Raw genomic sequence first — 19,741 nt, forward strand, 5'->3', positions numbered from 1 at the left:
AACCGGCTTAGCGGTCATCCTCATGGATCGATGACGGGTGACGGCACAGGGCATTCACTTCGATGGCCATGTAGGGGAAAAGCGGCAGTTGCATCAGCAAATCGTGCAGGTCCTGCACGCTGTCGACATCGAACACGCTGTAGTTGGCGTAGTGCCCGGCGATGCGCCACAGATGGCGCCATTTGCCTTGCTGTTGCAGGCGCTGCGCCAAGGCTTTTTCTTCGGCCTTGAGCCCAGCGGCGCGCTCGGGATTCATGTCGAGGGGCAGGTTCACGGTCATTTTTACGTGGAACAACATGGCAGGTGCCTCTTAGTGTTTGTCACGACGGAAAAACGCCAGGCGCTCTTCATCAATGGCCAGGCCCAGGCCCGGCGCGGTGGAAACATGCAAGTGGAAATCGCGGTAAACCGGCGGTTCGGTGAGGATGTCTTCGGTCAGCAGCAAGGGGCCGAACAATTCGGTGTCCCACGCCAGTTTGCTCAGTGTGAGAAAGGCATGGGCCGAGGCCAGGGTGCCGATACCGCCTTCGAGCATGGTGCCGCCGTACAGGCCGATGCCCGCCGCTTCGGCAATTGCGGCCGTACGCAATACGGCGCGCGGGCCGCCGTTCTTGGCGATCTTGAGGGCGAACACCGAGGCCGCACCTTCGCGGGCCAGGTTGAAGGCATCTTCGACACATTCGATGGACTCATCCGCCATGATCGGCGCCGGGCTCGACAGGTTGAGCCGCGCCATACCGCCGCGGTTGTTGCGTGAGATGGGTTGTTCGATCAGGTCGATACCGTTGTCGCCGAGCACCTTGCAGGCACGCAGTGCCACCGCTTCATCCCAGGCCTGGTTGACGTCCACGCGCACACTGGCGCGGTCGCCCAGGGCTTTTTTGATCGCAATCACATGGGCCAAGTCGTGGCTGACTTCACCGGCGCCGATCTTCAACTTGAAGATGCGGTGGCGGCGCAGGTCGAGCATCTTTTCCGCTTCGGCAATGTCCTTTTCCGTGTTGCCGCTGGCCAGGGTCCAGGCCACCGGCAAGGCATCGCGCACACGGCCGCCGAGCAGTTCGCTGACCGGCAGGTTCAGGCGCTTGCCCAAGGCGTCGAGCAAGGCGCTTTCGATACCGGACTTGGCAAAGGTGTTGCCGCGAATGCTGCGCTCCAGGCGCAACATGGCCGCGTTGATATTGCTGGCGTCCTGGCCGATCAGCAGCGGCGCGAAGTGGCGGTCGATGTTGACCTTGATACTGTCGGGGCTTTCGTTGCCGTAGCTCAGGCCACCGATGGTGGTGGCTTCGCCGATGCCTTCGATGCCGTCGGCGCAGCGCAGGCGGATGATCACCAAGGTCTGGTTTTGCATGGTGTGCATCGCCAGCTTGTGCGGGCGAATGGTGGGGAGGTCGACGATGATCGTGTCGATCGACTCGATGGCGCAAATCGGCATGGCTATACCCGTTGGGTTCTTTATAGATTTGAGCCGATTCTGTGCCGTATTTTTAAAGGCTTCCAATATAGAATGGGTCTCAAACAATACCCAATAGGTATGAAAGGAGCCGTCATGGAACTGCGTCACCTGCGCTATTTTCAGGTGCTGGGGGAAACCCTCAACTTCACCCGCGCCGCCGAACGTTTGCACATCGCCCAGCCGCCGTTGAGCCGGCAGATCCAGCAATTGGAGGATGAGTTGGGCGTGATCCTGCTGGAACGTGGCCGACCGCTGCGGCTGACCGAAGCCGGGCGATTCTTCTATGAACACGCCAATGTGCTGCTGGAACAACTGAGCAAGGTCTGCGATAACACGCGGCGTATCGGCCAGGGCGAAAAGACCTGGCTGGGCATCGGTTTTGCGCCCTCGACCCTCTACGGCGTGCTGCCAGAGCTGATTCGCCGGCTGCGCACGCATGAGGCGCTGGAGCTGGAGTTGGGGCTGTCGGAAATGACCACCTTGCAGCAGGTCGAAGCACTCAAGGCCGGGCGCATCGATGTGGGATTCGGGCGGATTCGCATCGACGATCCGGCCATCGTCCAGCGCGTGCTGGTGGAGGATCGGCTGGTCGCCGTGCTGCCTGCCGGCCACCCGTTGCTGGGCGCGCCCGCCACCCTCGCCCAACTGGCCGCCGAGCCTTTTGTGCTCTACCCCGGCAACCCACGCCCCAGCTACGCCGACCATGTGATCGCACTGTTCGACGCCCATGGCCTGAGCCTCAAGGTGGCGCAGTGGACCAACGAATTGCAGACCGCCATCGGCCTGGTCGGCGCCGGCATGGGCGTGACGCTGGTGCCCGCCTCGGTGCAAGTGCTGCACCGTGCGGACATCGGCTACACGCCGGTGGTGGAGGCTACGGCGACCTCGCCGATCATCCTCAGCCGACGGGTGAATGACCAGTCGCCAGGGCTCAGTCATTGCCTGCAACTGGTGGAAGAATTGCTGTAGGAGCGAGCTTGCTCGCGAAAAACGTCAACGATAACGTGGGCCTCCTGGATGAATGTGGTGCTCTCAGGTTTTTCGCGAGCAAGCTCGCTCCTACAGGGGTCAGCGCAGGCGTCGCGCATCATTGCGCTGCAGGGTCTGGCTTGGAGACTCATCGAACAGCTTGCGGTACTCCGCCGAGAACCGCCCCAGATGAGTAAAACCCCAGCCCAGGGCAATCTCGGAGATGGTGCACGTGGAGCCCTGCTCAAGGATGGCCTGGCGTACCGCAGAAAGCCGATGCTTCTTCAAATAAGCCATCGGCGACAGCGCAAAGTACTTGCGAAACGCATCGAACAGCTTGAACCGCGACACACCCGCAGCGGCTTCCAGGTCTTCCAGGTGCACAGCTTCGCGGGCGTTGTCGTGGATGTACTGGCGCGCACGGATCAGGTAATGCGGCAGTTTCACCCCCAGTACATCGCGCAGCTCTTCGGAGTAGTTGTTCGGCTGGGCCAGGATCAGGCCCTTGATCAGAGAGCTTTCCAGGTCGCGGGTAAACGCGGCCTGCTCATACAACTCGCTGCCGTGCTCCAGTTCTGCAATGAAGTAGCGCGCCATACGCCACCACGCCGCCGAGGCGCCGTCTATCGCATCCATCACCGACTCAAAGCGCAGCGGCGCCTCAATCGGCCGTTGCAGCAAACCTTCCAGCGACTCACTCATCGCCGCCCGCGTGATCACCACCTGCAACTTGCGACAGTCGCCGGAAATCGCCAGCACCTGGTGCTCGTTGGGCGAGATGATCACGCCCTGGTCGCGGTTGGAGTTCAGGCGCTCACCGTTCTTGCTCAACTCCTGCTCGCCCACCAACGGCAGGCTCAGGCTGTAGCTGCTGAAGTGCTCGGCGTCTTCGATGTCGATGGTCACGTCAGTGCCGTATTCGATCACGCCCAAGGTGGTGGCGCGGGACTTGAACATATTGGCACTGTGGTGGAAACGCAGGCGCTCGGGCGTGGCGGTGGCCAGGCGATGGGGCCCGCAGATGCCGGACATCCAGCTGCGTGCGCCTTCCAGGTCGAAGCGTTGAATCGTTTGGCTGCTCATCAGGGTGCACCCACGGCGGTTAGGCTGTTGCGCGCTCTGACGGCGCGTCGTTGTTGTTCGACAGCAAATAATGCGCCACGCCAGCCCAATAGCCAGCGGGTGGATAGCAAGGGTCGACTAAGTGGATAAGACGCCGACTTTTGCGACCATTGCCCTGCCAGACAGTAGCGCATCCCGTGACCGCTGCGCACCGGGTTGGGTATTTGCTGCCCAATTATCCGGCGCAGGTTCCCCCACTAAGCGGATAGCCCGCGCCCTGCCCCGCTGCCTCTAATAAACCACCGATTAGCCCTACCAAATAGGTGCCTCCCATGAGTGGTGCAAGAAGCGTTGAGCAGTGGAAAACATTTATCGAAGGTTGTCTGGATTTTCGCCCGGCGGATGAAGTGTTCCGCATCGCCCGCGACATGTTCACCGAGCCGGAGCTGTTCGATCTGGAGATGGAACTGATCTTCGAAAAGAACTGGATCTACGCCTGCCACGAAAGCGAACTGGCGAATAATCACGACTTCGTGACGATGCGCGCCGGGCGCCAGCCGATGATCATCACCCGCGACGGCGAAGGCCGACTCAACGCGCTGATCAATGCCTGCCAGCATCGCGGCACCACTTTGACGCGGGTTGGCAAGGGCAACCAGTCCACCTTCACTTGCCCGTTCCATGCCTGGTGCTACAAGAGCGATGGCCGGCTGGTGAAGGTCAAGGCGCCGGGGGAATACCCGGAGGGTTTCGACAAGGCGACGCGCGGGCTGAAAAAGGCACGCATCGAGAGCTACAAAGGCTTTGTGTTCATCAGCCTGGATGTGTCGGGCACCGACAGCCTGGAAGACTTCCTGGGCGACGCCAAAGTGTTCTTCGACATGATGGTCGCCCAGTCTGCTACCGGTGAGTTGGAGGTATTGCCGGGCAAATCCGCCTACACCTACGACGGCAACTGGAAGCTGCAAAACGAGAACGGCCTGGACGGCTATCACGTCAGCACCGTGCACTACAACTACGTGGCCACGGTGCAGCATCGCCAGCAAGTGAACACCGAGAATGGCACGGGCGCAGGCTCCACCTTGGACTACAGCAAACTTGGCGCGGGGGATGCGAACACCGACGACGGCTGGTTTGCCTTCAACAACGGCCACAGTGTGTTGTTCAGCGACATGCCCAACCCCAGCGTGCGCTCCGGCTACGCCACCATCATGCCGCGCCTGGTGGAAGAACACGGCCAGCCAAAGGCCGAGTGGATGATGCACCGCCTGCGCAACCTGAATATCTACCCGAGCCTGTTCTTCCTCGACCAGATCAGCTCGCAGCTGCGCATCATCCGCCCGGTGGCGTGGAACAAGACCGAGATCATCAGCCAGTGCCTGGGCGTGAAGGGCGAATCCGACGCGGATCGCGAAAACCGTATTCGTCAGTTCGAGGACTTTTTCAACGTGTCGGGCATGGGCACGCCGGATGACCTGGTGGAATTCCGCGAGGCCCAGCGCGGTTTCCAGGGCCGCCTGGAACGCTGGAGCGACATCTCACGCGGCAGCCATCGCTGGGAAACCGGCCCCACGCCCAACAGCGAAGCCATCGGCATCCAACCGGCCATGACCGGCACCGAATTCACCCATGAAGGCCTCTACGTGAACCAGCATCGCAACTGGCAGCAGTTCCTGCTCAAGGGCCTGGACAACCAAGCGCTGACATTGCGGGAGGTGAAGTGATGAATGCGCAACTGCAGTACCAGATCGAGCAGTTCTTCTACCGCAAATCCGAGCTGTGCGACGCCCAGGATTGGGACGCCTATGTGCAATTGTTCGACCCGCAGAGTGAGTTCCACCTGCCGCAATGGGACTCGGAACACGTGTACACCCGTGATCCCAAGCGCGAGATGTCGTTGATCTACTACGCCAACCGCTCGGGCCTGGAAGACCGTGTGTTCCGTTTGCGCACCGGCAAAGCCGCGTCGGCGACACCGATGCCGCGCACCCTGCACCTGATCAATAACGTGCGCATTGCCGAGCAGGTGGACGGCACGCTGGAGGTGCGTTTGAACTGGCACACCTTGTTCTATCGACTGGCCATGTCGGAGCAGTTTTACGGGCATGCAACGTACAGCCTCAAGCCGAATGGCGACAGTTGGTTGATCACCCGCAAGCACGCGCTGCTGCTCAACGACACCATCAACTCGGTGCTGGACTTCTATCACCTTTGACCCAGCACATCACACCCTGTGGCGAGGGAGCTTGCTCCCGCTGGGCTGCGTAGCGGCCCCAAAATCTTGGGAGCGCTGCGCACTCCAGCGGGAGCAAGCTCCCTCGCCACAAGTTATGCGCCAGCAATACATGCGTGGAGTTTCGCGAATGAATCACAAAGTAGCCTTCAGTTTTGCCGACGGCAAAACCCTGTTTTTCCCGGTGGGCGCCCATGAAATCCTGTTGGACGCCGCGCTGCGCAACGGCATCAAGATCCCGCTGGATTGCCGTGAAGGTGTGTGCGGCACGTGCCAGGGCCGTTGCGAGTCCGGCGATTACAGCCAGGACTATGTAGACGAAGAAGCCCTGTCCAGCCTCGACCTGCAACAGCGCAAGATGCTCAGTTGCCAGACACGGGTAAAGTCCGACGCGACGTTCTATTTCGACTTTGATTCGAGCCTGTGCAACGCGCCGGGGCCGGTTCAGCTCAAGGGCAGCGTAAGCGCGGTGGAACAGGTGTCGGCCAGCACGGCGATCCTGCAGGTGCAGTTGGATCAGGCGCTGGACTTCCTGCCGGGCCAATATGCGCGCCTATTGGTGCCTGGCACGGACAGTTGGCGCTCGTACTCTTTCGCCAACCTGCCGGGCAATCACCTGCAATTTTTGGTGCGCCTGTTGCCCGATGGGGTGATGAGCAACTATCTGCGCGAACGCTGCCAGGTGGGCGATGAACTGGTGATGGAAGCGCCCCTCGGCGCCTTTTACCTGCGCCACGCCACCCAACCATTGGTACTGGTGGCGGGTGGCACTGGGTTATCGGCCTTGCTGGGCATGCTCGATGAACTGGCGGCCAATGGTTGCGACCAACCGGTACACCTGTATTACGGCGTGCGCGGTGCCGAAGACTTGTGCGAAGCGGCGCGTATCCAGGGTTACGCTGCAAAAATCGCAGGCTTTCGCTACACCGAAGTCCTCAGCGCCCCCTCCGACGATTGGCCCGGCAAGCGCGGCTACCTCACCGAGCATTTTGACCTGGCCGAATTGCGGGACAGTTCGGCGGATATGTACCTGTGCGGCCCCCCTCCAATGGTCGAATCCATCCAGCAATGGCTGGCGGATCAGGCACTTGATGGCGTTCAGCTGTATTACGAAAAGTTTACGCAGAGTAATATCTGACCCTCAGCAGTTCTGAGGGGCTGATGCGGCGCGCACTCACCCTCAAGAAAAACAAGTAGAAGGGAATGTTAATGGCGGATGACATGGTTAACCCGGTAGGCCTAAAGCGTGGCCTGAAAAACCGGCACATTCAGCTGATCGCCTTGGGAGGGGCGATCGGCACGGGGTTGTTCCTCGGCTCGGCCGGGGTGCTCAAGTCGGCGGGACCGTCGATGATCCTGGGTTACGCGATTGCGGGTTTTATCGCGTTCCTGATCATGCGCCAGCTCGGCGAGATGATCGTCGAAGAGCCGGTGGCCGGCTCCTTCAGCCACTTCGCGCACAAATACTGGGGCGGTTACGCAGGCTTCCTGGCGGGCTGGAACTACTGGGTGCTCTACGTGCTGGTGGGCATGGCCGAACTGACGGCGGTGGGCAAGTACATCCAGTTCTGGTGGCCGGAGATTCCGACCTGGGTCAGCGCGCTGGTGTTCTTCGTCGCGGTGAACCTGATCAACACCCTGAACGTGAAGTTCTTTGGTGAGGCCGAGTTCTGGTTCGCGATCATCAAGGTGGTGGCGATTGTCGGCATGATCGTGCTCGGCTGCTACCTGTTGTTCAGCGGCACCGGCGGCCCACAAGCCTCAGTCAGCAACCTGTGGAGCCACGGCGGGTTCTTCCCGAATGGCGGCATGGGGCTGTTGATGTCCATGGCGTTCATCATGTTCTCGTTCGGGGGCCTGGAGCTGGTGGGCATCACTGCCGCCGAAGCCAGCGAGCCGCGTAAAGTGATCCCGAAAGCGATCAACCAGGTGGTCTACCGGATCCTGATTTTCTACGTCGGCGCCCTGACCGTGCTGCTGTCGCTGTACCCGTGGGACCAACTGCTGCAAACCCTCGGCGCCTCGGGCGATGCCTACAGTGGTAGCCCGTTCGTGCAGATCTTCTCGCTGATCGGCAACGACACCGCCGCCCACATCCTCAACTTCGTGGTGCTGACCGCGGCGTTGTCGGTGTACAACAGCGGCGTGTACTGCAACAGCCGCATGCTGTTCGGCCTGGCCGAGCAAGGTGATGCACCGAAATCGCTGATGAAGCTGAACAAGCAAGGCGTACCGATCCGCGCCCTGGCGATTTCGGCGCTGGTGACGATGCTGTGCGTGGTGGTCAACTACGTGGCACCGCAGAGCGCGCTGGAACTGCTGTTCGCGCTGGTAGTTGCCTCGCTGATGATCAACTGGGCGCTGATCAGCATCACCCACATCAAGTTCCGCAAAGCCATGGGCGAACAAGGCCTGACGCCGTCGTTCAAGACCTTCTGGTTCCCGTTCAGCAATTACCTGTGCCTGGCGTTCATGGTGATGATCATCAGCGTGATGCTGGCGATTCCGGGGATCAGTGAGTCGGTGTATGCGATGCCGGTGTGGGTGGGGATTATCTACATTGCCTACCGGTTGCGAATGAGAAACGCAAAAGCCGTGACCGCATAAAACCTGTAGGAGCCGGCTTGCCGGCGATAGGCCTCAAGCCTTGCGGTAATTTTGAGGACGCCATCGCCGGCAAACCGGGCTCCTACAAAAGGCGTGTTTCAGCCAATAAAAAGCCCCGGAATTCCGGGGCTTTTTGCTTACAGCGTTGAGCGCACTCGCCACAACTCGGGGAACAGCACGGTGTCGAGCATCTTGCGCAAATACCCCACCCCTTCCGTGCCACCGGTTCCCGGCTGGAAGCCGATGATCCGCTCGACCGTGGTCACATGGCGGAAGCGCCACTGACGGAACGAGTCCTCCAGGTCGATAAACTTTTCGGCCAACTGATACAAATCCCAATACCGGCTCGGATCGCGATACACCTCACGCCACGCCGCCTCCACCGACTCATCGTGAACCGTCGCCGCCGTCGGGTCGCGCTCGGCGCGTTTCGGATCAATCGCCAGGCCGGCCTTGATCATCAGGTTGATCGCTTCGTCGTACAGCGACGGCGTGGCAATCGCCACTTTCAACTCGTTCAACAGCTCCGGCCGATGGGCGTGGGGCCGCAACAGCGCCGCGCTTTTGTTGCCGAGGATAAATTCGATCTCACGGTACTGGAACGACTGGAACCCCGACGACTGCCCCAGGAACGGGCGGATCGACTTGTACTCCGACGGCGTCATCGTCGCCAGCACCGCCCAGGCGTGCACCAGTTGATCGAAGATCCGCGACACCCGCGCCAGCATCTTGAACGCCGGCGGCAGCTCGCCCAGGCGTACGTGTTCACGGGCGGCCTTGAGTTCGTGGAGCATCAGTTTCATCCACAGCTCGGACGTCTGGTGCTGGATGATGAAGAGCATTTCGTTGTGGTCCGGCGACAGCGGGTGCTGAGCGCTGAGGACTTTGCCCAGGTCCAGGTAATCGCCGTAGCTCATGGACTCGGAAAAATTCAGTTCGGCGTTATGCCATTCTTCGGGCGGCTGGTAGTCAGCAGAGAAGGGACATTGGCTCATCGCGTGGGCTCCTTGAGCGGGCGGAGAATGGCGCGGACCGGGCTCGCGTCGAGGTTGGCAAACCGCAGCGGCAGGGCGATCAATTCATAGTCGCCCTCCGGTACGTCATCGAGCACGATGCCTTCGAGAATCGCCATGCCATGACGGGCCACGGCGTTATGGGAATCCATGGTCTTGGACTGCTGCGGGTCCAGGGATGGCGTATCGATGCCGATCAAGCGCACACCCAGGCTGGCTAGCAGTTCGATGGTCTGCGGGGCGATGGCGGTGAAATTCGAATCCCACTCAGTCAGCGGCGCTTGTGGATAAGTGCGCAGCAACACGCGCTCGGGCAAGTTATCCACACGGCCTTCCAACTGATGCGGCTGCACCAGCGCGCCGCTGTCCAGGCAATGCAGCACCCGGCATGGGCCCATGTACACATCCAGCGACACCTCGCCAATCGGCGCGCCGTCCGCGCTGTAATGCAGCGGCGCGTCCACATGGGCGCCGGTGTGCGGAGACAAGGTGATACGCCCGACATTCACCGGACACTCCGGGCCAAACTGCCACACGCGCTCTTCCTGGAACGGCGTATCCCCCGGCCAGGTCGGGGTCGCCGTACTCAAGGGCGGGCTGATATCCCACCACGTTTTTATTGGGTTCATTTGAAGGCTCTCGGCGGTTACTGGGGTGAATGATACGAGGGCCGGCTGCGAATTTTCTTGCGAATTCTGGCGTGAAGCAGGAAATCTTTCGCACTTACTGCGAAGAAATACAGAATTCGTGACTGGATATTCCAAATGTAGGAGCCGGCTTGCCGGCGATGGCGTTCCGACGGGCGCTATCGCCGGCAAGCCGGCTCCTACAGGGTCTTGTCTTGCGCAGGACCTGCGCTTCTGAGCATCCCGATGTCGAGTTCAGACCACTGACACAACGCCCGAGGCCTTAGGGTGGATCTTTCCATTCCCTGCCCTGGAGACATCATGTCCAAGCCCATCACCGTACTGCGCGACACCCAACCCCTGCCGGTCCTGGACGCCTGCAAATGGGAAAAACTCGAAGGCGACCCGCACACCGTCAACCTCAACGCCTACACCAGCGAAGACGGCAGCAAGATCATGGGCACCTGGATCTGCACCCCGGGCAAGTGGTACGTGGACTACGTGAAGTGGGAATACTGCCACTTCCAGGAAGGCTACTGCATCATCACGCCCGAGGGGTTGGCGCCGATTCACTTGCGGGCTGGGGATATCTTTGTGGTGGAACCGGGGATGAAGGGGACGTGGGAAGTGGTGGAGACAGTGCGTAAGTATTTTGTGTTTGCGTGAGCTAGTGACCACCCACGCTCGCAAATAAAAAACCGCCCTGAACGGCGGTTTTTTTCTGTGCGGCTTAGCGGCTCAGGCCAGCCAAGGGCCCTGCCGGCTCCATGGTCTTGCCGTGTTCAATAGCAACGCTGAAAAACCTTTTTTGATTGGCAGACGTCGCTCCACCAAGCTTTTTAGCTTCGGCGCAAAACTTCTCAACCAATTTCGCTTTTGTTTTCTGGGTAGTAATTTTCATCAAACCAAGCCTCTGTAAGCCTTGTATATGCGGCCCATACTAGGTGTGCTCAACTGAAATCACAAGACGCCGCTTTTCGTCATAGCTAAAGCCAAGTCGCTCATACGTCTGTACGACGTCCGGTCGTGGCTCCTGAATTTCGATACGAGAGCAGCCGATGACGCGCGCGTATGCGTCGATGGCGCCGAGAGCAAGCGCTGCGATCAAGCCTTTCAAAGGATGTTCGTTATCTGAGTTACCTTCGAGAAGCACAATCTTGATCGTGACCTTACTGTCACGAGGCGTTGCATAACAAAGGCCACACAGTTGCTCATCGTGCCAGATCGACAGATCAAACCCTTTGGCGTCCAAGGCCCTCCAGGCGGGAACATCCTCCCAGGGAAATTGAGCGTCACCTCCCCAGAGGTAACACGCCTCTACGGCCCGACCATCAATCACATCGAAGCGAACTTTCGAAGCGTCGAGCCACTGGTGACCCAACGCTGTCCACTGTTCGATGAATGAAGCCAGCGCCGCCTTCCTCGATTGAGACTGGAAGATCAGGTACTTGAGGGAGTTCGAGTATCGACGTGCCATTACGATCAGATTCTTATGAGGGTTGTGGAAAGATCAGAAAGTCGCGTTAACAGCGAAAGGGCGCAAACGGTAGCAAGATCGGGTGTAGCCTTGGGCCGACGATGAATTCAAGATTTTTCAGGCGTATTCGTCACGAGCAATGGAGCCCTCCCCATGACGGCTGAATTCGACAGGCAAAAAATCGTCATCTTCACCGGCTCCGGCATCAGTGCCGAAAGTGGCCTGGACACGTTCAACGACGAGACCGGACTGTGGATGGACCATCGCGTCGAAGACGTCGCTACGCCCGAGGCATGGCATAGGCACCCCGCAGACGTGCTGGCGTTCTATAACGCGTTGCGGCATAAGGCGTGGACTGCACAGCCCAATGCGGCGCACCGCGCCCTAGCGGAGTTGGAGCAGCAGTTTGACGTCGTGGTGATCACGCAAAACGTCGACGATCTGCACGAGCGCGCAGGGTCCACGTGCGTTCTGCATCTGCATGGTCAAATCAACCTGGCGCAAAGCACGGTCGACGAGCAACTGATTTACAAGATCGACGATAAGCCGATCTTGATGGGCGACACCTGTGAAAAAGGCAGCCAATTACGCCCCCATATCGTCTGGTATGGCGAAAATGTGCCGAATATCGAGAAGGCGCTACAGCACTTTAAAAACGCAGAGAAAGTGCTGGTCGTGGGCACATCACTGACCACTCAGCCGGCCGCAGGACTGGTTACAAAAGCCAGGCATTCTGCCGAAAAGGTCCTGATTGGATTGGCCGTTTCGCGTAAGCCCTACGGCTACGAATTCATGCGAGGAAAGGCATCAAGCCTGGTGCCTTATGTGGTGGGATGCTGGCTGAAAGGTCAAAAGGCTCGCTAATTGCAAAAAACCGGGAGCCACCCAAAGCCGGCTCCCGGAAAACGCCCCTATTTGGGCTTGCGATAGCTGTTGATGATCGCCGAGAAGTCCTTGCCCCCTTCCCCACGCTGGCTCATCGATTGATACAACTGCTGGGCCACCGCACCCAGGATCACGGGTTGTTTGGCCTGACGCGCGGCTTCGGTAGCCAAGCCCAAATCCTTGAGCATCAGGTCGGTACCAAACCCACCGGTGTAACCCCGGGACGACGGTGCCGTTTCAATCACGCCCGGCCATGGGTTGTAGGTGTCGGAGCTCCAGCATCGCCCGGTGGAGCTGTTGATGATCCCCGCCAGCACTTGCATGTCGATACCCAATGCATCACCCAGCGCCATGGCCTCGCTGACGCCGACCATGCTGATCCCCAGCAGTAGGTTGTTGCAGATCTTGGCGATTTGCCCAGTGCCGACCTCACCGCAGTGCACGATGTTGCGGCCCATCTGTGCCAGCACCGGTTGCAGGGTGGCGAACAGTTCCGGGGTGGCGCCGACCATGAAGGTCAGCGTCCCGGCTGCGGCGCCGCCGGTGCCGCCGGAGACGGGGGCATCGGCCACGGCCACACCTTGCTTGGCCGCCGCAGCCGCTACGTCGCGGATGGTCTGCGGGTCGATGGTGCTGCAATCCACCGCCGGTACGCCTTGGCCGATGCCGGCCAGTACACCGTCTTCATTCAGCCACACGCTGCGCACATGCGCCGCCGCCGGTAGCATGGTGATCACCAGTTCAGCGCCCGTGGCCGCATCACGCGGTGAATCACTGATTGTGCCCCCCAGTTCGGCCAGTTCCTTGAGCACTGTCTGGTTCAGGTCAAACAGGTTCAGCGCATGGCCGGCCTTGATCAGGTTGCGGGCCATGGGTGCGCCCATGTTGCCCAGGCCGATAAATGCAATCTTCATGGTCGTCTCCCGGAATCAGCGCAGGTTGATGGTGGTGTTGACGCCATCGTTGACCGTGTCGTCGTCGAACCAGCGGCTGGTGACGGTCTTGGTCTGGGTGTAGAACTGCACCACTTGCTTGCCATACGGGCCCAGGTCGCCGAGCTTGGAACCACGGGAGCCGGTGAAGCTGAAGAATGGGACCGGTACCGGGATCGGGATGTTGATGCCGACCTGGCCCACGTCGATTTCGCTCTGGAACTTACGCGCCGCCGCGCCGCTCTGGGTGAACAGGCCGGTGCCGTTACCGAACGGGTTGGCGTTGACCAGGGCGATGGCCTCATCGAGGGTCGCCACTTCCAGCACCACCAGCACCGGGCCGAAGATTTCCTGGGTGTAGATTTGCATATCGGTGGTCACGCCCGAGAACAGGGTCGGGCCGACAAAGTTGCCTTGCTCGAAGCCCGGCACCTTGATGTCGCGGCCGTCCAACTCCAGCTTGGCGCCTTCTTTTACGCCGCTCTCGATGAGTTCCAGGATACGTGCCTTGGCGCGCTTGGAAATCACCGGGCCCACATCGGTACCGGCTTCGCTGCCGGCGTTGACCTTGAGCTTTTGCGCCAGCGCTTTCAGGTCCGGCAGCCATTGCTTGGACGCACCCACCAGCACCACCACCGAAGTCGCCATGCAACGCTGACCCGCCGCACCGAAACCGGCGCCGACCAGGGCATTGAGGGTGTGTTCGCGGTTGGCATCCGGCAGCACCACGGCGTGGTTCTTGGCGCCCATCATCGACTGCACACGCTTGCCGTGTTTGCCGGCCAAGTCGTAGACGTGAGTGCCCACGGCGGTCGAACCCACGAAGGACACGGCCTTGATGTCTTTATGGGTGCACAGCGCATCCACCACATCCTTGCCGCCGTGCACCACGTTGAGCACGCCAGCCGGCACGCCAGCTTCCAGCGCCAGCTCTACCAGCAGCATCGTCGACAACGGGTCCTGCTCGGACGGTTTAAGGACGAAGGTGTTACCGCAAGCAATCGCCATCGGGAACATCCACAGCGGAATCATCGCCGGGAAGTTGAACGGGGTGATACCGGCGCACACGCCGATTGGCTGGCGCAGGGTGTAAGTGTCGACGCCACCCGCAACGTTTTCAGCGAACTCGCCCATTTGCAGGGTGCCGATGGAGCAGGCGTGTTCCACCACTTCCAGGCCCCGGAAAATATCGCCTTCGGCATCGGCAATGGTCTTGCCCTGCTCGTTGCTGAGCACCACGGCAATGCGCTTGGAATGTTCGCGGATCAAGGCTTGCAGCTTGAGCATGATGCGCATGCGTGCGCCGATCGGCGTCAGCTTCCAGGTCTGGAAGGCGCGGTGGGCAGCGTCGATGGCAGCGTTGACTTCATCGGCGGTGGCGAACGGGACTTTGGCCAGCACCTCTTGGGTGGCCGGGTTGACGATGTCTTGCCACTCGGTGGTCTTGGACTCGACCCACTCGCCGTTGATCAGCAACCTGACCTGTTGCACGGAAATATCGGCAGATGCGTTCATGTGGTCTCCAATCTTATAGTTATGCAGAGACAAGGCGCGTAACCGCCTTGGGAAATGAGGCGTTCGGACTGTTTTTGGAGTATAGATGTGCAAATCTCTAATAAGAACGCACATAAAAGCCGGACCAATATGCAAAAAAACATCACGTCGCTGGGCTCCCTGAACTGGGATGACCTGAAGTTTTTCCTCGAAGTGGCCCGCACCCGCAAGGCCAGCGTGGCCGCCAAGCGCCTGGCGGTGGACTACACTACCGTGTCGCGGCGCATCAGTTCACTGGAAGTGTCCCTCGGCACCCTGCTGTTCGAAAAATCCCGGACCAACGGCTTCGTCCTCACCACCGAAGGCCAGCGCTTGCTGGGCTACGCCGAGTCCATCGAAAGCACCCTGCACATGGCCTGCGAGCAAGTCTCCGGCTCCGGCGTGGCGCTGTCGGGGCATGTGCGCATGGGCTGCACCGAAGGGTTCGGCAGCTTCTTCGTCACCCCGCAATTGAGCCACTTCGTCGACACCTACCCGGCCATCTCGGTGGACATCCTGCCCCTGCCCCACTTCATCAGCCTGTCCAAGCGCGAAGCCGACATCGTCATCGCCCTGGAACGGCCGGAACATGGGCCGTATGTGTGCTGCAAATTGTGCGACTACAAATTGCAGCTGTACGCGACCCAGGAATACCTCGACCAACACCCGCCGATCCGCAAACCGGCGGACTTGGCCGAGCATCCGTTTATCAGTTATGTGGATGATTTGGCGTTCAGCTCGGAGTTGTTGTACCTGGCGAATGTGGTGCCCGGCGCCAGCGCCAGTTTGCGCAGCACCAGCGTGATTGCGCAGTACGTGGCGGCGCAGCAAGGGCGGTCGATGGCGATATTGCCGTGTTTTTTGGCGGCGCAGGATCCACGGTTGTTGCCAGTGTTGGGGGAGCAGATTTCCATCACTCGCCAGTTCTGGATGTACTGCCGGGAGGACTTGAGGAAGTTGAAGCGGATTACGTTGTTGTGGGACTACATCAGGGAAGTGACGGAGCAGAATCAGGGGTTGTTGATGGGGGAGACGCGAGAGATCAGGTTCGCGGATTAAAGGGCCATCAACGATGATTCGCTTTAATTTGCAGGACGTTTCCTAGAGACTCTCTACCCCATTGCGCCTTACCGTTTGGGTCACTAGCCTCCTGGGGTCGCTGCACATCAGCGACCGGGTTTAGCGATCCGGGTTTCAAGCGTGACACTGCCCCAACAGTATCAGCTGGCGTCCGTCAGCTTTTAGCGTTTTATGGCGGCTGTGTGCGGGAGACTTTCGAGTCTACCCGGGATGCGCTCTGGCCCGGATCGCTAACCTGCACACAGCTGCCACCCTCTTCATGTTTAGCGATGTGATGTGGCGGCTCTACTCCAATACAGAGCAATCATCATGACCAAAATTGTTTCCGACCCACCGCTTTCTTCCATCACCACCCTCGGCGTCGTCGCCTTCGGGGACTACGGCGAAAACGAAAAACCCCTATTCCGCGTCAACGCCGGCATGCCCATTGAGGAAGCGTTAGAGCACGCCTCAACCCTGCTTTTCTACTCCAAGAAACTCGCGATGGAAGCCGCCATGGATGTACGCGGCGAGCAATACGCGTGGGCCGCGCATTACCTGTGTGAGATGGGCAAAGCCGTGGTCGATGACCTGACGCAAGCGATGACACCGGGCCGTTAAGCGAACACCGTTCGAATGCGGGAGGAGCCCTGCTCCTCCCAACATTTAAACGGCGGTGGTCCCGGCTATTTGTGGATACCGAGCCCGAACTTCGCGCAGGAACTCACCCGCACGGGTCTTGAGCCATTCAATCAGACGCGCAATATCCGGCTCTGACTGCCGCCCATTTCGACAAATGATGTAGTAGGCCGCTGGGGACATCATCACGGGGCTTTTCAACGCAACCAATGCACCGTTTTCCAATTGGTCATACACCAACGCAGTCCTGCCCAGCGCAATCCCTGTGCCCTTTACCGCCAGACTGATCGCCAGGCTCGAATCCGGAAATCGAGGCCCATGGTGATAAGGCGGCGTCGGCAGGCCCTGAAACGCAAACCAGCTTTCCCACCCCGGACATACCTGATCGTCCACCCGATGAATCAGCGGGTATTGGGCCACATCCCCCGGCGCGATATCCCCCTTCAACCGTAGAAATTCCGGCGAGCAAACAGGGAACACCGCGTCACGCATCAGCAGTTCAACATGATGATCCGGGTAATCGCCATACCCCATCACCACCGCGACATCGTATTGATGCGCTTCCAGACTAGTGCGGTTGATGTCAGCACTGGTCAACACCAGATCAAGGTTGAATGAGGCCTCAGTGTGAGAGCCGTGCATCCTGGGGATCAGCCATGTCGAGCAGAGCGAGGACGTGCATGAGAGGTACAGCGGTCGGGATTTTGCGGGGTTAAGTGAATGCAAGACCCCATCCAGCGCCTTGAAAAATCCGTCGGTGACCGGCAACAAAGCCTGCCCTGCGGCCGTCAGCTTGACGCCGCGCGAATGCCGCTCAAACAACTGCACGCCCCACCACTCCTCCAGGCCTGCAATTTGATGGCTGATGGCACTGGCAGTGAGGTTAAGCTGCGACGCCGCACGCGCAAAGCTACCGGTTTGCGCAGCGCTGACGAACGCTTGAAGCATTGGAGTGGGAGGCGGACGCTGGGCCATCAGGAGCTCACTTTGATCAAGATGATCCCGCAAACAATGACGAATGCCGACAGCATCCGTCGCCAACCGAACCGTTCGTGAAAGAACAGCGCGGCAATAATGGCGCCGATAATAACACTGGTTTCCCGCAGCGCTGAGACCTTGGCCACCGCGTCCAGCGACAACGCAAACAACACCAATCCGTAAGACGCCAGGTAAAAAACACCGCCCAACAGGCCGACTCGCCAATGCCCACGTATCGCACGCATCAAGGCCAAACGCTCCCTGGAAAACGCCAGCACCGGGATCGGAATGCTCTGGAATACCGTCAGGTAGATGATGTATTGCAACACCGTTTCGCTGGCTCTCACGCCTTTGGCGTCCACCACCGTGTAAGCCGCAATAAACGCCCCGGCACACACCGCCATCAGGATCGGCTTGAGCATCTGCGCCGTCATCCTGCGCACAAATGTCAGGCTGATGATGCCCACACAAATCAACACCACACCCGCCAGCGCCTCGCGTGACAACTGCTCATGCAACAGAAAGTAGGAAAACAACGCGACCAGTACCGGCGGTATCCCACGCATCACCGGGTACACCTGCCCGAAATCTCCCGTTTCATAGGCTTTGATCAGAAATAGCCGATAGACCGTATTGAGTCCCACGGAGACGAGGATGTAGCCCCACACCTCCAGGCTCGGCACGCTGACAAACGGCAACGCCAACAGGCATATCACCAGCGCGGTGCCATCCACCATCGCCAAGGTCATGAAGCGACTGCTGCCGGCGCGGACGACAGCGTTCCAGGTGGCGTGCATGAAGGCAGAGATCAAGACCAGCGTGATCGCGATATCGGAGTTGTCCATGGGGCTCGGCTTTGTTCTTTTGGAGACAGGGAGAAATGAAGTGGTTGGCAAGCCGCGTCTGAAACCTTGTACATCTCAATACGGAGATAACGCTCAAGAAAAATCGAAATGCACTGCTCGGGGGGCTTTTTTCGAGAGAGCTAGTCGTTCGAGCTGATCAACCACCATTGCATTGCGGAACGTAACTTGGCTCTTCGAATCCCGAGCGGCTATTGCCTGACTATCACGTTGCAACGCGGAGAACATCGAAGAATCCACTGTTACATCAGCACCGGAATAAATCAGCGCCAATACCTCGGGATTACTGATCGACACTTTCTGCTTTCCCGGCAGGCCAGTTTGCGCGCCTGCCAACTCATCAAGCAGAGTTGTTGAACGCTTGATTTTAGATGCCTCTTGGCCAACGACACTGACATTGATGTTCATCGCAATCCTTTACGGCTGTTAGTTAGAGCGGCTATTTAACTAAGCCCAACAGATGCAAAAAAGCGAAACCTCATCAGCCTAGCCATCAAGATTCGTCATGCCAGACCTTTCCTAGAGTCAAAAAATTGATAGCTTATGCAGGCGGCTGGTCATGAACACACCTCAACCCCAGCAGTTTTGCCTCAAGAAACTCACCATGGAAGCCACCCTAGATATGCACGCCGGACCGTTAAGCGGACACCGTTCAGATGTGGGGGCCTGCCTTCGATGGCGGTGGGTAAGGCAATAGATTCTTAACTGAATGACCGCATTCGCGAGCAAGCCTGCTCCCACAGTTGAACTGGGTAAGCCGCAAAATTCAGGCCTTTCACAAATAAGTGTGGGAGCTGGCTTGCCGGCGATGGCTGTGTGTCAGTCAGTACATCCGGTACTGAGACACCGCTATCGCCGGCAAGCCGGCTCCTACAATTGATTGGGTTTCAAATTGTGATTGGCGCGGGGCGGGATCAGTCAGACATCACCACAATCGACACCCGACGATTCTCCGTGCGCCCCGCCACCGTGGTGTTCGGCGCCACCGGCTCGCTGCTACCCAGCCCGCGCAGCTGGATGTTCTCTTCCTTCATGCCCACACCGGTCAACACCGCCGCCACGCTTTTTGCGCGGCGCAGGGACAGTTGCTGGTTGTAGGTTTCCTTGCCCGACGCATCGGTGTGGCCGTCGACGCGCACGCGTTCGATGCCGACGCTCAGCAAGGCCTTGCCGATGCGCTGGACGATGTCGGTGCTGGGTTGGTTGAGGGTCTCGACGTCGCTGCCGAACAGCACTTTGCCGGACAGGCCGAATGCCCAGCCTTCGTCGGTCAGTTCGAAGCCTTGCTGCTTGAGGACGGCCACTTGCGCCGGGGTCAGGCCTTTGGGGGGCGGCGTCTGGCAGCCGCCGAGGGCGAGCAGCGCTACCAGCAGGGTGATAAACATGAAACGTGCGGTCGTGAACAA

22 protein-coding genes are annotated in these 19,741 nt (G+C 59.5%); 9 read left to right on the forward strand and 13 right to left on the reverse strand.

Annotation, left to right across the window (positions count from 1 at the left end):
* Positions 1–7: 7 nt before the first annotated feature.
* The gene (catC, locus tag HX868_RS16370) at positions 8–298 is read right to left on the reverse strand and encodes a muconolactone Delta-isomerase (protein ID WP_177003571.1); all 291 of its coding nucleotides are present in this window, start codon (positions 296–298) and stop codon (positions 8–10) included.
* 12 nt (positions 299–310) lie between these two features.
* Complete coding sequence (locus HX868_RS16375; protein ID WP_177003572.1) at positions 311–1,438, reverse strand: muconate cycloisomerase family protein; 1,128 nt, start codon at positions 1,436–1,438, stop codon at positions 311–313.
* A 114-nt stretch (positions 1,439–1,552) separates the two neighbouring features.
* Between HX868_RS16375 and HX868_RS16380 the strand changes: the two genes are divergently transcribed.
* Positions 1,553–2,428, forward strand: coding sequence for a LysR family transcriptional regulator (locus tag HX868_RS16380; RefSeq protein ID WP_095013531.1), 876 nt, complete (start codon positions 1,553–1,555; stop codon positions 2,426–2,428).
* Between the two features lie 99 nt (positions 2,429–2,527).
* Here the strand turns inward: HX868_RS16380 and HX868_RS16385 are convergent, their stop codons facing one another.
* Entirely contained in the window at positions 2,528–3,511 is a 984-nt protein-coding gene (locus HX868_RS16385) for an AraC family transcriptional regulator (RefSeq protein WP_177003573.1), read from the reverse strand.
* 311 nt (positions 3,512–3,822) lie between these two features.
* Between HX868_RS16385 and antA the strand changes: the two genes are divergently transcribed.
* The 4 genes from antA to HX868_RS16405 all read left to right on the forward strand — a co-directional run bounded on the left by antA (position 3,823) and on the right by HX868_RS16405 (position 8,330).
* A complete protein-coding gene (antA, locus tag HX868_RS16390; protein WP_177003574.1) occupies positions 3,823–5,214 on the forward strand; it encodes an anthranilate 1,2-dioxygenase large subunit in 1,392 nt (463 codons plus the stop codon).
* Entirely contained in the window at positions 5,214–5,705 is a 492-nt protein-coding gene (gene antB / locus HX868_RS16395) for an anthranilate 1,2-dioxygenase small subunit (protein WP_177003575.1), read from the forward strand. The genes antA and antB overlap by 1 nt, the downstream gene beginning before the upstream one ends.
* A 148-nt stretch (positions 5,706–5,853) precedes the next feature.
* A complete protein-coding gene (gene antC, locus HX868_RS16400) occupies positions 5,854–6,861 on the forward strand; it encodes an anthranilate 1,2-dioxygenase electron transfer component AntC (RefSeq protein ID WP_177003576.1) in 1,008 nt (335 codons plus the stop codon).
* A 71-nt stretch (positions 6,862–6,932) separates the two neighbouring features.
* A complete protein-coding gene (locus tag HX868_RS16405; RefSeq protein ID WP_177003577.1) occupies positions 6,933–8,330 on the forward strand; it encodes an amino acid permease in 1,398 nt (465 codons plus the stop codon).
* A 137-nt stretch (positions 8,331–8,467) separates the two neighbouring features.
* On the opposite strand, the gene kynA is transcribed toward HX868_RS16405, so the two are convergent.
* Together kynA and kynB are read right to left on the reverse strand one after the other, a co-directional pair.
* Positions 8,468–9,325 carry a tryptophan 2,3-dioxygenase gene (gene kynA / locus HX868_RS16410; RefSeq protein WP_122725634.1) on the reverse strand — a complete coding sequence of 286 codons (858 nt, stop codon included), beginning with the start codon at positions 9,323–9,325 and terminating at the stop codon, positions 8,468–8,470.
* Complete coding sequence (kynB, locus tag HX868_RS16415; RefSeq protein WP_177003578.1) at positions 9,322–9,972, reverse strand: arylformamidase; 651 nt, start codon at positions 9,970–9,972, stop codon at positions 9,322–9,324. The genes kynA and kynB overlap by 4 nt, the downstream gene beginning before the upstream one ends.
* A 318-nt stretch (positions 9,973–10,290) precedes the next feature.
* Here kynB and HX868_RS16420 point away from each other — a divergent pair, with 318 nt between their 5' ends.
* A complete protein-coding gene (locus HX868_RS16420) occupies positions 10,291–10,635 on the forward strand; it encodes a cupin domain-containing protein (protein ID WP_177003579.1) in 345 nt (114 codons plus the stop codon).
* 64 nt (positions 10,636–10,699) lie between these two features.
* Here the strand turns inward: HX868_RS16420 and HX868_RS16425 are convergent, their stop codons facing one another.
* Together HX868_RS16425 and HX868_RS16430 are read right to left on the reverse strand one after the other, a co-directional pair.
* Positions 10,700–10,870, reverse strand: coding sequence for a hypothetical protein (locus HX868_RS16425; RefSeq protein WP_177003580.1), 171 nt, complete (start codon positions 10,868–10,870; stop codon positions 10,700–10,702).
* Between the two features lie 39 nt (positions 10,871–10,909).
* A complete protein-coding gene (locus HX868_RS16430; RefSeq protein ID WP_177003581.1) occupies positions 10,910–11,446 on the reverse strand; it encodes an N-acetyltransferase in 537 nt (178 codons plus the stop codon).
* Between the two features lie 153 nt (positions 11,447–11,599).
* Here HX868_RS16430 and HX868_RS16435 point away from each other — a divergent pair, with 153 nt between their 5' ends.
* A complete protein-coding gene (locus HX868_RS16435) occupies positions 11,600–12,310 on the forward strand; it encodes an SIR2 family NAD-dependent protein deacylase (RefSeq protein WP_177003582.1) in 711 nt (236 codons plus the stop codon).
* Between the two features lie 47 nt (positions 12,311–12,357).
* Here the strand turns inward: HX868_RS16435 and mmsB are convergent, their stop codons facing one another.
* Positions 12,358–13,245, reverse strand: a complete 888-nt coding sequence (gene mmsB / locus HX868_RS16440) for a 3-hydroxyisobutyrate dehydrogenase (protein ID WP_177003583.1) — start codon at positions 13,243–13,245, stop codon at positions 12,358–12,360.
* Positions 13,246–13,260: 15 nt separating this feature from the next.
* Positions 13,261–14,778, reverse strand: coding sequence for a CoA-acylating methylmalonate-semialdehyde dehydrogenase (locus HX868_RS16445; RefSeq protein ID WP_177003584.1), 1,518 nt, complete (start codon positions 14,776–14,778; stop codon positions 13,261–13,263).
* A gap of 129 nt (positions 14,779–14,907) precedes the next feature.
* On the opposite strand from HX868_RS16445, the gene HX868_RS16450 reads away from it, so the two are divergent.
* Positions 14,908–15,855 carry a LysR family transcriptional regulator gene (locus tag HX868_RS16450; RefSeq protein WP_028617937.1) on the forward strand — a complete coding sequence of 316 codons (948 nt, stop codon included), beginning with the start codon at positions 14,908–14,910 and terminating at the stop codon, positions 15,853–15,855.
* A gap of 330 nt (positions 15,856–16,185) precedes the next feature.
* Positions 16,186–16,476 carry a DUF3077 domain-containing protein gene (locus tag HX868_RS16455; RefSeq protein ID WP_016974888.1) on the forward strand — a complete coding sequence of 97 codons (291 nt, stop codon included), beginning with the start codon at positions 16,186–16,188 and terminating at the stop codon, positions 16,474–16,476.
* A 45-nt stretch (positions 16,477–16,521) separates the two neighbouring features.
* On the opposite strand, the gene HX868_RS16460 is transcribed toward HX868_RS16455, so the two are convergent.
* From HX868_RS16460 to yfiB, 4 genes are all read right to left on the reverse strand, one after another.
* On the reverse strand, positions 16,522–17,469 hold the full coding sequence (locus HX868_RS16460) for a LysR substrate-binding domain-containing protein (RefSeq protein ID WP_177003585.1): 948 nt from the start codon (positions 17,467–17,469) through the stop codon (positions 16,522–16,524).
* Positions 17,469–18,317 (reverse strand): EamA family transporter, encoded by an 849-nt coding sequence (locus tag HX868_RS16465; RefSeq protein ID WP_177003586.1) that lies wholly within the window; start codon positions 18,315–18,317, stop codon positions 17,469–17,471. The genes HX868_RS16460 and HX868_RS16465 overlap by 1 nt, the downstream gene beginning before the upstream one ends.
* Positions 18,318–18,410: 93 nt before the next feature.
* Positions 18,411–18,743, reverse strand: coding sequence for a hypothetical protein (locus HX868_RS16470; RefSeq protein WP_177003587.1), 333 nt, complete (start codon positions 18,741–18,743; stop codon positions 18,411–18,413).
* A gap of 506 nt (positions 18,744–19,249) precedes the next feature.
* The gene (gene yfiB / locus HX868_RS16475) at positions 19,250–19,741 is read right to left on the reverse strand and encodes an outer membrane lipoprotein YfiB (RefSeq protein ID WP_177003588.1); all 492 of its coding nucleotides are present in this window, start codon (positions 19,739–19,741) and stop codon (positions 19,250–19,252) included.

Origin of the sequence: Pseudomonas reactans, assembly GCF_013385825.1 — a bacterium.
In the GTDB taxonomy this organism is placed as follows: domain Bacteria; phylum Pseudomonadota; class Gammaproteobacteria; order Pseudomonadales; family Pseudomonadaceae; genus Aquipseudomonas; species Aquipseudomonas reactans.

What these genes read in the sequence shown, in the direction of transcription:
- antA (WP_177003574.1), top strand. Translation starts at nt 3,823, where the DNA reads ATGAGTGGTGCAAGAAGCGTTGAGCAGTGGAAAACATTTATCGAAGGT.
- HX868_RS16420 (WP_177003579.1), top strand. Translation starts at nt 10,291, where the DNA reads ATGTCCAAGCCCATCACCGTACTGCGCGACACCCAACCCCTGCCGGTC.
- kynB (WP_177003578.1), bottom strand. Translation starts at nt 9,972, where the DNA reads ATGAACCCAATAAAAACGTGGTGGGATATCAGCCCGCCCTTGAGTACG.
- HX868_RS16450 (WP_028617937.1), top strand. Translation starts at nt 14,908, where the DNA reads ATGCAAAAAAACATCACGTCGCTGGGCTCCCTGAACTGGGATGACCTG.
- HX868_RS16425 (WP_177003580.1), bottom strand. Translation starts at nt 10,870, where the DNA reads ATGAAAATTACTACCCAGAAAACAAAAGCGAAATTGGTTGAGAAGTTT.
- HX868_RS16460 (WP_177003585.1), bottom strand. Translation starts at nt 17,469, where the DNA reads ATGGCCCAGCGTCCGCCTCCCACTCCAATGCTTCAAGCGTTCGTCAGC.
- kynA (WP_122725634.1), bottom strand. Translation starts at nt 9,325, where the DNA reads ATGAGCCAATGTCCCTTCTCTGCTGACTACCAGCCGCCCGAAGAATGG.
- HX868_RS16380 (WP_095013531.1), top strand. Translation starts at nt 1,553, where the DNA reads ATGGAACTGCGTCACCTGCGCTATTTTCAGGTGCTGGGGGAAACCCTC.
- antC (WP_177003576.1), top strand. Translation starts at nt 5,854, where the DNA reads ATGAATCACAAAGTAGCCTTCAGTTTTGCCGACGGCAAAACCCTGTTT.
- HX868_RS16435 (WP_177003582.1), top strand. Translation starts at nt 11,600, where the DNA reads ATGACGGCTGAATTCGACAGGCAAAAAATCGTCATCTTCACCGGCTCC.
- HX868_RS16385 (WP_177003573.1), bottom strand. Translation starts at nt 3,511, where the DNA reads ATGAGCAGCCAAACGATTCAACGCTTCGACCTGGAAGGCGCACGCAGC.
- HX868_RS16375 (WP_177003572.1), bottom strand. Translation starts at nt 1,438, where the DNA reads ATGCCGATTTGCGCCATCGAGTCGATCGACACGATCATCGTCGACCTC.
- HX868_RS16405 (WP_177003577.1), top strand. Translation starts at nt 6,933, where the DNA reads ATGGCGGATGACATGGTTAACCCGGTAGGCCTAAAGCGTGGCCTGAAA.
- HX868_RS16465 (WP_177003586.1), bottom strand. Translation starts at nt 18,317, where the DNA reads ATGGACAACTCCGATATCGCGATCACGCTGGTCTTGATCTCTGCCTTC.
- catC (WP_177003571.1), bottom strand. Translation starts at nt 298, where the DNA reads ATGTTGTTCCACGTAAAAATGACCGTGAACCTGCCCCTCGACATGAAT.
- mmsB (WP_177003583.1), bottom strand. Translation starts at nt 13,245, where the DNA reads ATGAAGATTGCATTTATCGGCCTGGGCAACATGGGCGCACCCATGGCC.
- HX868_RS16430 (WP_177003581.1), bottom strand. Translation starts at nt 11,446, where the DNA reads ATGGCACGTCGATACTCGAACTCCCTCAAGTACCTGATCTTCCAGTCT.
- HX868_RS16445 (WP_177003584.1), bottom strand. Translation starts at nt 14,778, where the DNA reads ATGAACGCATCTGCCGATATTTCCGTGCAACAGGTCAGGTTGCTGATC.
- HX868_RS16470 (WP_177003587.1), bottom strand. Translation starts at nt 18,743, where the DNA reads ATGAACATCAATGTCAGTGTCGTTGGCCAAGAGGCATCTAAAATCAAG.
- HX868_RS16455 (WP_016974888.1), top strand. Translation starts at nt 16,186, where the DNA reads ATGACCAAAATTGTTTCCGACCCACCGCTTTCTTCCATCACCACCCTC.
- antB (WP_177003575.1), top strand. Translation starts at nt 5,214, where the DNA reads ATGAATGCGCAACTGCAGTACCAGATCGAGCAGTTCTTCTACCGCAAA.